We start from the raw sequence: 9,472 nt of genomic DNA, 5'->3' as shown, positions 1-9,472 counted from the left end.
AGACACCCGGTGGTGCGGTGATCGTCGTAACCAAATGGAACGAAACCTCGCATAACTACGGTATTGTCTCATGGATTGCCATCGGTTAATCAAGGCGTTATTACATGACATTTATAGCGTGCAGCTCGTGTGTTTTCCAGATACAGAGCTACGCGCTTTTTTCATATACTTTTCACATATTTCTTCCACAATTATCCCGAATTCTCCTGATAAGCTAAAGATACTTTAAAGGAGAGGTGATTCAATCATGAAAAAATGGACTAAAAATGCAGCAGCCGTATTGACCGTAGTAAGCGTACTGGGAGGAGCAAGCAGCGCATTTGCCGCTACAGCAACAACGACTCCAGCCACAACTGCACCAGCTACTAAAGCTCCTGCGGTTACAACACCAGCTACCAAAACCCCTGCAAAAGCACCTGTGACAAAAACACCTGTAGTGAAAGCACCTGTTAAAAAAGCTGCAGTGGCACATAAAGCAACAACAAAAGCGAAAAAAGCTCCTGCCAAAAAAGCAGTTGCCAAAAAAGTGGCAAGCCACAAAGTAAAAGCAGTGAAAGCGAAGCATCGTACAGTTAAACATCATGCCGTTAAACATAAAGCAACAGCTCACAAAACTCGTGCACATCATGCTGTAGCTAAAAAAGCAGCTCACAAAGTAGTTCACAAAGCTCCGGTTAAAAAAGCAGCACCTGCAAAAACAGCAGTGAAAACAGCTCCAAAAACAGCAGCTAAAGCAGTAACCACAACCAAAAAATAAGGTTGAAGTGCAGTCAGTTTTCAGTTCGCCTGGCATATACAGCAGCGATTCATGATAAGAAAAGACGGGACCGGGAACGGTATACCCGTCTTTTGTCTATTCTGCTGGGCTTCTGTTAAGCTAATAGAGAGGATGGAACCATCCAGAACAACAGCAAGGGGTTATGGTCATGACAAAAATAGTAGTGGTGGATGACGACGTGTTCATTTTGCAATTAATATCTGAGTATTTGAAAAAAGAATCCTACGAGGTCACTTCCTTCTCCAGTGGCAAAAACCTGATAGAGCATATCCGTACGGACCGTCCAGACTGCCTCGTTCTTGATATCATGATGCCCGGAATTGATGGACTTTCCCTGCTGACTCAGCTTCGTGAGTTTACGGAAATGCCAATTATTATGATTTCCGCGCGCGGTGAGGAAAGTGATCGTATCCACGGGCTGGAGCTGGGATGCAGCGATTTTTTGACTAAGCCCTTTAATCCACGGGAGCTGGTTGGGAGGGTCAAAGCGATGCTGCGGCTGAGCAAGGCTGGAACGTCTGCCCCGGATGATAAGGGGGCGCCAGGAAGCGCAGAAGTATGCCGAGCGGGCAATCTGTGTATTTTTGCAGATTTTCGTAAGGTCACTGTGGACGGACAAGAGTTAAATTTGACCTCCCGTGAGTTTGATCTGCTGCTGTTTCTCTCAAATCATTTGGAAAGACCTTTTGGTAGAGAGCATCTGATTCAGCAGGTGTGGAGCTATGATTTTATAGGTGATGTGAGGGTCGTGGACGATCTGGTCAAACGAATTCGCAAAAAGCTGGCGGAATACCACTCTACGCTCGTCATTAATACCGTTTGGGGATTCGGATATAAAGCAACGGTTCAGGGGCAGTAGCCATGCGTACGATGAGAGCTAAAATATTGCTGTCCCTATCTATCGCAATGCTCATTACTGTCTGTATTACGGTAGTTTTGTTCATCAGGCTTATCGACGATCTACTCGTAAATCAGGCTAAATCCAAGCTTCATGAACAGGCACGCAAAGCCGTCCATATTATGAGCGACGGAGGCTTTGACCGGCTGGATAACGCTGAGCTTAACTATGTCATCAAAGGTATGCTTTTGTCTGCCGATTATTTTATTTTAAGCACGGATAATCGTATCATCGACTCCAGCGTGTCTGGAGTGGAGGGGAAGAAGATAGAGAGCTTGCTCTTGATCCGTCAGGGATTTTTTGCATCTGTTCATCCGTCTGCCCATGATCTGGCTTCCGTACATGAAGGGGTTGCCGTGTTTCAAGGTAAAAAGATACTGTTTACAAATGAAGAATTACCCGGACAACCTTTTCGAATTTTTGTATACTCGCCGTTGTCTTCATTGAGAGCGCTCTATGTTCCGTTAATGAGAACTACAATATTGTCTATCGTGGCGAGCTTTCTGGTGATTCTCGTTATTGGGCTGATGGTTGTTTCACGACTGGTACGCCCGCTCAAGCGATTGAAGGAGGCTGTAGGCAACTATGAGCCGAATCAACCACAGGATAGTGATTTTCCGCAGGCAGACAAAAGTGAAATTGGAGAACTGATCGGCACCTTTCATTCCATGTCGGCCCGTATTCAGCAGCATCACAACGGTCAGATTGAATTTTTGCAAAATGTTTCTCACGAGCTAAGGACACCGTTAATGTCCATTCAAGGCTACGTATATGCCATTCAGGATCAAGTGGTATCCCAGGACGAGGGGCTTGGTATCATTAAAGTGCAGTCCCAGCGATTAATTGATATGGTGGAAAAGCTGCTGCAGCTATCAAGGCTGGAGGCGTTGAATGAAGAGTGGCCTGTTTCTCTGATAGATCTTGGAAGCATGGCAGAGGACGCTGTTCATTTGTTGATGCCGGTGGCTGCTGAACGCTCGATCTCGCTTCGTGTGGAGGGGGAGGGCCTGCATGTGGCCGTTCCAGCCGAGCAATTGTTCCGCATGATATTGAATTTGTTGCAAAATGCGGTTCGACACACCTCTACGGAGGTTGTCATTCATTTGGAGGCGGGGACAACACCGGAGGTTGTATGGGTTATGCATGTGGATGATGATGGAGAAGGACTGACTGAACAAGAGGCAGCCGAGGTGTTCGGGAGATTTTATACCGGTTCGAACGGTGTCACGGGTCTGGGATTGGCTATTTGCCGTCAAATCGCTTCCCGGCTGGGCGGTGAATTGAGCTGTACACGTTCACCATTGGGCGGAGCGCGGTTCAGTTATATACAACATATGTTATAAATGAGTGCAAAAATGGTTGAAATTGATCGTTTTTCGGGCTTAACCTTCCGTTGATGTGACAATCGATGGAAGGTTTTTGGGCTTATTTTAGATATTGCTTGACTGGCAGGCACTAAACTGAGTAAAATTGTTCGTATATACCTTGACTCATGAACGTCGTTTTTTTAGATAGTGGTCAATAATAGTGATGAATAAAAATGAAAGAGTGATGAGATGAACCGCCTTTTGGAAGTGAAGGACTTAACGATATCTTTCAAGACCCGTCAGGGACTAGTGCAGGCCATTCGTGGCGTAAACTTTCATGTCAATAAAGGAGAGACGCTGGCTATTGTCGGTGAATCCGGCTCAGGCAAAAGCGTAACCTCACAGGCTGTAATGAAGCTGATTCCGACCCCTCCGGGTATTTATCAAAAGGGTCAAATTTTATTTGACGGGGAAGAGCTGATTAATAAAACCGAAAAGCAGATGCAAAAAATTCGTGGTAAGGAAATCGGTCTGATTTCTCAGGACCCAATGACTTCCCTTAATCCGACAATGAAGGTCGGCAAGCAGATCACGGAAGTGCTTTTCAAGCATGAAAAGATATCCAAGGACGCTGCTTATAAGCGGGGCATTGAGTTGCTTACCCTGGTAGGTATTCCGCATCCAGAGCAGCGCTTTAACCAGTATCCGCATGAGTTCAGTGGCGGTATGCGTCAACGTGTCGTGATTGCGATGGCACTGGCTGCTAATCCCAAGCTTCTGATTGCCGATGAACCGACGACTGCGCTGGACGTAACGATTCAAGCTCAAATTTTGGAATTGATGAAGGACCTTCAGAAGAAGATCGACACTTCCATCATCTTTATTACCCATGACCTCGGCGTTGTAGCGAAGATGGCGGATCGCGTGGCTGTTATGTATGCCGGACAAATCGTGGAAACAGGTACGGTTCATGAAATTTTCTATAATCCAAAACATCCATATACTTGGGGGCTTCTCGCTTCCATGCCAAGTTTGGACAGCCATGGTCAGAAGCTGGCAGCTATTCCGGGAACACCACCGGATCTGTTGCACCCACCTGTAGGCGATGCTTTTGCAGCCCGCAGTGCTTATGCCATGAAGATTGACTTTGAGAAAGAGCCTCCACTCTTTCAATTATCCGATACACACTTTGTGAAATCATGGCTGCTGCATCCAGATGCGCCTGCGGTTGAGCCACCAGAGGCGGTAAAGGCCAAGCTTCGCAAGCTGGACAATGCATTTGAAAAGCCGGTTTTGGTCGAACAATACAGCGTTTAACGAACGATGTAATTTGCTGATAAACGACTCGTAAATAAGGATTTGCAAAATTCTGAAATAAAAAAGGGTTGCTCTCTCCATGGAATAATCTACGGGGAGGACAGCCCTTTTTGATGTTAGCGAAGCCTTTTTTTACAGTTTGCCGGAACCGGCCTGCGAAGTGACTTCTGCTTTTACGCTGGCAGATGGGGAAATCTTATCGTTCAGCGATGGTTTCCAGCCTACAGAGGAGCTAAGACCCGCGCTGGAGCCTGCGTTAACAGCTTGTCCATTCAGGATTGTGCCCGTATCTGACAGGGCAGTTCCACCAAAGACAGTCACGATTTTAGCTGCAGATAAACCGGCAACGTCAATGACATTGTTTTCGGCGAAGATTTTGGAGGATTTGCCTGCGCCCCATATATACAGTAAAGGATATTCGGAGCGTTTTACATCACCTGTATAGTAATTGTTGTACAGATGGACTTGTCCATACCGTACACGTGGTGTGCGTTGTACTGTGTTTTCATAATAATTGTGATGCAGGGTTACACGTAAAACTCCCTCATCTGCTGTTTTGCTGTCGCTGTTGCCAATAATTGAGGTTTTATCATGATTGGAAAAATGATTGTAAGAAGCAGTGACCAGATCGGCTTGATTGATCACATCGAGAAGTCCATCATGATGCTGGTATTCCCGCCCATAGTAGGTACCGTTTTGGCTATCCGGGTGAGAACCATCGTTGAAGGTATTGTGGTCTACCCATACATGAGTGGCACCGTTAATGGTAATGCTGTCATATTCCGAATTCCAGTTGCCTGTACTGCCGTCGGTTGGGTCCCATTGTGGGAAATAATCGTAGGCATCCTGGAATTCAATATTGCGGATAATGACATTGTCTGTCCCTTTTTTCAGTTGGAAGTTCACGCCGTTAATAACGGCATTGCTGCCCAGGCCGACAATTGTTGTATTGGATGGAATTTGAATGACAACACGACTGGCCTGATTTTTTTGGGAAGCTTCACGTGCCTTTTCCAATGTACCGGAAGGAGCCTTTTTCCCCCATGTGGACGGGTCATATGCTTTGATATATGCGTCAAAATCATAATTAGGGTCCTTGTAATCGTTCAATCCGAGCGGCTTGTTATTGTCATCGACATTGACATTGATCGTACCTTTGACATAAATGATTTTAGGGGTAGTATTGCTGCTTTTGCCCAAAGCATCCACCAGTTGCTTGCGATTCGTTACAGTGAAAATATTAGAAGAGGAGGCTGCGGCCCCGCCTGTTGTGCCTGTAGAAAAGGCTGCCCAACCGTTTTTGCTGCCGAGCGTTTCTTTACCAATATCAGTGGCTGCATGAGCAGGTGTACCAAGAGGAGCCAGGGTTGTGAACAGCAAGGCTGCTGCGATTCCGAGTGAAAATCTCTTTTTCATAAAATACCTCCGTATATGAGATGAATGGAGTAGACGAACGAAGGAAGTCCCGGGTGCTCCTTATGTTTTCTACATTTTCTATCATACTTCGCGTTCCAGTATTTGTTAATATAATAAAAGTTACATACTAAAACTTTTGTCTAATTTTTTATAGAATGAAATAGAACCCTTCTTTTTCCATTAAAAGCGCATACAAAATAATGAAAACGTTAACAATCATATGAAATAGGAATTGTATATATGAATATATGGAATTGTTTTTGTGTTTTTTGCTCGGAAGCAACACTGTTCATGGGTTTCATATTAGGCTGGAAAAAGTGCAATAGATCTGCTTGAAATGTTAACGATTTCAAATCAGAAGAAGGAGGCTGTAATTCTACTTTGCCGAATTGAAAGCCGGTTTGTAGATTTTTGCCAAATCCTCAGGTACAATGCTCGTAATATAGCTGAGGAGGAATGGACATCATGGCAGAGCATTTAGCAGATATTTTGAAGTTGTTGAAGCAAAAAGAGTGGGTGGATTTGTCCCACGCCTTTTACCCTGAAATCCCTCATTTTCCGGTATTCGATCAAGTTCAGGTGGATACCTTATTTACCCATGACGATGGCTTTTTTGTAAAACAATACTGCTTTCCGGGTCAATATGGCACTCATATAGATGCACCCGTTCATTTTGTGAAGGGTAAACGTTACTTGCATGAGCTTTCGTTGAAGGAACTGGTTTTGCCGCTGGTTGTTATTGACCGTTCGGCCGCTGTTGCAGCCAATCCCGACTATGAGCTTACGGTTGCGGATATTCTGGATTTTGAAAAGGAGCATGGACGCATTGCCGATCAATCCTTTGTCGCCTTTCGCAGTGATTGGAGCAAGCGTTGGCCTGATTCAGATGCGTTCTCAAACAAGGACGACGCCGGAGACGCACACTGCCCGGGCTGGTCGCTGGAGGCGCTGCGCTTTTTGGTAGAAGAACGAAATGTGGCCGCCATTGGGCATGAGACACTGGATACTGACTCCTCTGTAGCTTTTCGCAAAGAGGGCAGGCTGGTAGGGGAATATTTCATATTGGAGCAGGATCGTTATCAGGTTGAGGTGCTGACGAATTTGGACAAGCTGCCTGCGACAGGTGCGGTCATTTATAATATCGTTCCGAGCATTCAGGATTCTCCCGGATTTCCGGTGCGCTCCTTTGCTATTTTGCCTTAATCATAAGATACCAGGTCGTTGGTAAACGATATCTTGAGCAGGCAGACCGGTTCAGATGTTTATGTCTGAACCGGTCTTTTCGGGCTTATACGGGGTAGTGTTAGTTGTACAGCGTGATTGAATGTCCAGTCCATCTTACTAAAATGTGAATCGTCTTAGCTGGTAATCGTAATGGTAGGAGCAGAGATGGTAGGCTGGGTTGAGATCGTGGAGGCTGCACCGCTAAAATTCGATATTTCTATAACAACTGGAACACCTACTGAAATATCAGTGGAAGCAATGACCAGACTTGCTGTACTTAGGGTGAATAAGGAGCTTTGCTGAACAAGTCCGTTAACATAATAATTAGAAGTATCAGTAGCCGCTAATGTTGGTAAATTAACAACCGGAGCATTGGCATCATCTACAAAGCTTGCAGCAGGAATGGTTGTATCTGTCGCTCCGATCATACCGGCTGTAATCGTTGCGAAAAAACGAGTTGAGGTTGGGCTTATGGTCGTGGTTACAGCACCGCCGCTTGCGACTGGAGCTGAAGCAACCGCTGTAAAAACAGGCTTTACGATTGGCATGGTTTTTACCTCCTTTCTTTTCGGGCATGAGCCACGCGCTGGCTCTTATTTAATAAATGATTTTTTGATCAATTTGGAAACGGCACATGAACCTTGCTATTAATAATAGGGTAATAGGGAAGCCCCTATTTTATGGAAAGTATCGATGGAGGGACCACATGGTGTTTATCTGTTCAAATGCCTAAAACCCCAAAGGAAAATGTGCATATAATACATGAGGCTAAGAAAAGGAGGTGCGGACGGCTGATATGGGGAGACGCGATTCAGCACTAAGGCGACATGGAAAGCGAACCGTACATTGTAAGATTATCAGTCGAAAAAAATGTAAAACAGGTCATCCACTCAAAAATAGAAGCAAAAGAGGACTCCATGCCCAAAAGCGTCGAAGGTTAAACATACAACGACGGTATTACAGTATTAATAGAAGGTATCGGCGTAAAAGGGATACACTGGATTATCGAGGGATAAAAGAGGTGACTGGAAAGCAGAGGGCTGCTGGTTCAGAGGGGGAACAAAGCATTCCCGGTCTGGTAGGACAGCAAGGTCAAGCGGGGCCGCCTGGTGCATTGGGCATACCAGGTCCACCGGGAGCACCGGGAGTTCAAGGCATACCAGGTCCACCGGGAGCGCCGGGAGCGCAAGGAATACCGGGTCCAGCAGGGCTACAGGGAGCGCAAGGAGTGCCGGGGCCGCCTGGTGCCCAGGGTATCCCAGGTCCAATAGGCCTACAAGGTCCTGCCGGAGCACAAGGCATCGCTGGTCCAACAGGACCACAAGGTATAACAGGCCCTCCCGGCCCGGCACCTGACATTTCAAATATTGAAATTATACCCACTGCGCAACGGTATTTTTATTTTGCTCCTGATACTATTGAATCTTCGGTCACGATTATGGCGGATCAATTTTCTGTAGATGGGGTGCAAGAGGCTTTTCAGCGGTTTCATGTTGGAAGCAACAGCTATGCCAATTTGTATATTAACGGCATGATCCAAGAAAGCACATTGTACAGCCTGACCCCTGCATCGCTGACGATTCACCTCAACGAAGGGGAGACAATTTCCTCCGGAACACCTATTATTGTGGAAATCGTTCAATTTAGTTTGCGATCCAGTGCGTGACACCGTTGCGTTACAATACTGCATATTATAAAGGTTATTTTAAAACCAAAAATGGTTATACGGCGCAGGCCCTTCAATGCGAACGCCAAGCTGTTCGGCTGCCAGTCTGGGCCAGAATGGATTGCGCAGCCCGCCCAGCAGCCTCCTTGAAGGCAAGCACAAGATGACGAATATCCTCAATGGTCAGTGTATGGGTCTGTTGGGTGACAGCGTGAGCCTCCAGCATGATCAGCCCTACATATGGTTTGCAATTTAGTTAGTTATCACTTACTATAAGCTTATGAACAAGAAAACACATATAGATAGCAAGAAGAAGGATATATTGCAGGCGGCGATGCGCTTATTTGCAACCAAGGGGATTGACGGAATTTCCGTCAAACAAATTGGTGAAGCTGCCGATGTGACGGATGCCGCAATATACAAGCATTTTAAGAGTAAAGATGCAATGGCAATGGAAGTATTCGGGCAGTACTGCAACAGCTACACTACATTGATTGATTTTTATCGCAAGCAGAATGGGAGCTTTGTCAGTCGTTTCCATCAATTGGTAGATGAAGTGCTGGGAATGCATGATGAAGATCAGTATAGCCTGCTTTTGCTGTCGCAGCATCATGAACTGTACATTGAGGCAAGCCAGAGTCAGAATGTACGTCAGCCACTTGAGGCGCTAACGGAATTCATCGAGCAGGGGATTGGGCGTGGAGAATTGCCCAAGCAGGATGCCCGGCTATCCGGTGTGCTGATCATTGGAGCTATTACACGCTTATCCGTGTCCAGTCTGGAAGGTGAGCTTCCGCAGGAACTTATTCCATTGGCAACAGAGGTCAAACAACGTTTAACCGCTTTATTAAGTAAAGGTCAGTAGT

10 protein-coding genes are annotated in these 9,472 nt (G+C 45.9%); 7 read left to right on the top strand and 3 right to left on the bottom strand.

Translation table 11 applies throughout. The features are described from left to right. Positions 1 to 247 precede the first annotated feature (247 nt). The 4 genes from WG8_RS17310 (at position 248) to WG8_RS17295 (ending at position 4,300) form a co-directional block, all read left to right on the top strand. Entirely contained in the window at positions 248 to 757 is a 510-nt protein-coding gene (locus tag WG8_RS17310) for a hypothetical protein (RefSeq protein ID WP_007431514.1), read from the top strand. 169 nt (positions 758 to 926) lie between these two features. Further along, positions 927 to 1,637 carry a response regulator transcription factor gene (locus WG8_RS17305; protein ID WP_007431513.1) on the top strand — a complete coding sequence of 237 codons (711 nt, stop codon included), beginning with the start codon at positions 927 to 929 and terminating at the stop codon, positions 1,635 to 1,637. 2 nt (positions 1,638 to 1,639) lie between these two features. Beyond that, positions 1,640 to 3,019, top strand: a complete 1,380-nt coding sequence (locus WG8_RS17300) for a sensor histidine kinase (protein WP_007431512.1) — start codon at positions 1,640 to 1,642, stop codon at positions 3,017 to 3,019. Between the two features lie 213 nt (positions 3,020 to 3,232). Beyond that, positions 3,233 to 4,300 carry an ABC transporter ATP-binding protein gene (locus WG8_RS17295; protein ID WP_007431511.1) on the top strand — a complete coding sequence of 356 codons (1,068 nt, stop codon included), beginning with the start codon at positions 3,233 to 3,235 and terminating at the stop codon, positions 4,298 to 4,300. Positions 4,301 to 4,432: 132 nt separating this feature from the next. Here the strand turns inward: WG8_RS17295 and WG8_RS17290 are convergent, their stop codons facing one another. Further along, the gene (locus WG8_RS17290; RefSeq protein WP_007431510.1) at positions 4,433 to 5,716 is read right to left on the bottom strand and encodes a pectate lyase family protein; all 1,284 of its coding nucleotides are present in this window, start codon (positions 5,714 to 5,716) and stop codon (positions 4,433 to 4,435) included. Between the two features lie 465 nt (positions 5,717 to 6,181). On the opposite strand from WG8_RS17290, the gene WG8_RS17285 reads away from it, so the two are divergent. Further along, a complete protein-coding gene (locus WG8_RS17285; protein ID WP_007431509.1) occupies positions 6,182 to 6,919 on the top strand; it encodes a cyclase family protein in 738 nt (245 codons plus the stop codon). 155 nt (positions 6,920 to 7,074) lie between these two features. On the opposite strand, the gene WG8_RS17280 is transcribed toward WG8_RS17285, so the two are convergent. After that, the gene (locus tag WG8_RS17280) at positions 7,075 to 7,488 is read right to left on the bottom strand and encodes a DUF4183 domain-containing protein (protein WP_007431508.1); all 414 of its coding nucleotides are present in this window, start codon (positions 7,486 to 7,488) and stop codon (positions 7,075 to 7,077) included. 473 nt (positions 7,489 to 7,961) lie between these two features. Between WG8_RS17280 and WG8_RS29355 the strand changes: the two genes are divergently transcribed. Further along, entirely contained in the window at positions 7,962 to 8,606 is a 645-nt protein-coding gene (locus WG8_RS29355; RefSeq protein ID WP_007431507.1) for a DUF4183 domain-containing protein, read from the top strand. Positions 8,607 to 8,679: 73 nt separating this feature from the next. Here the strand turns inward: WG8_RS29355 and WG8_RS27465 are convergent, their stop codons facing one another. Then, positions 8,680 to 8,832 (bottom strand): hypothetical protein, encoded by a 153-nt coding sequence (locus WG8_RS27465; RefSeq protein WP_007431506.1) that lies wholly within the window; start codon positions 8,830 to 8,832, stop codon positions 8,680 to 8,682. 54 nt (positions 8,833 to 8,886) lie between these two features. Between WG8_RS27465 and WG8_RS17270 the strand changes: the two genes are divergently transcribed. Then, positions 8,887 to 9,471, top strand: a complete 585-nt coding sequence (locus tag WG8_RS17270; protein WP_043891155.1) for a TetR/AcrR family transcriptional regulator — start codon at positions 8,887 to 8,889, stop codon at positions 9,469 to 9,471. The last annotated feature ends 1 nt before the right edge of the window (position 9,472 follow it).

The sequence above is a fragment of the Paenibacillus sp. Aloe-11 genome, from assembly GCF_000245715.1.
GTDB classification, from domain to species: domain Bacteria; phylum Bacillota; class Bacilli; order Paenibacillales; family Paenibacillaceae; genus Paenibacillus; species Paenibacillus kribbensis.
The sequence above is the reverse complement of the archived record's forward strand: the minus strand, read 5'-3'. Positions and strand labels throughout refer to the sequence as shown.

Coding starts and splice junctions, on each gene's coding strand:
- WG8_RS17310 (WP_007431514.1), top strand. CDS start 248: ATGAAAAAATGGACTAAAAATGCAGCAGCCGTATTGACCGTAGTAAGC.
- WG8_RS17305 (WP_007431513.1), top strand. CDS start 927: ATGACAAAAATAGTAGTGGTGGATGACGACGTGTTCATTTTGCAATTA.
- WG8_RS17300 (WP_007431512.1), top strand. CDS start 1,640: ATGCGTACGATGAGAGCTAAAATATTGCTGTCCCTATCTATCGCAATG.
- WG8_RS17295 (WP_007431511.1), top strand. CDS start 3,233: ATGAACCGCCTTTTGGAAGTGAAGGACTTAACGATATCTTTCAAGACC.
- WG8_RS17290 (WP_007431510.1), bottom strand. CDS start 5,716: ATGAAAAAGAGATTTTCACTCGGAATCGCAGCAGCCTTGCTGTTCACA.
- WG8_RS17285 (WP_007431509.1), top strand. CDS start 6,182: ATGGCAGAGCATTTAGCAGATATTTTGAAGTTGTTGAAGCAAAAAGAG.
- WG8_RS17280 (WP_007431508.1), bottom strand. CDS start 7,488: ATGCCAATCGTAAAGCCTGTTTTTACAGCGGTTGCTTCAGCTCCAGTC.
- WG8_RS27465 (WP_007431506.1), bottom strand. CDS start 8,832: ATGCTGGAGGCTCACGCTGTCACCCAACAGACCCATACACTGACCATT.
- WG8_RS17270 (WP_043891155.1), top strand. CDS start 8,887: ATGAACAAGAAAACACATATAGATAGCAAGAAGAAGGATATATTGCAG.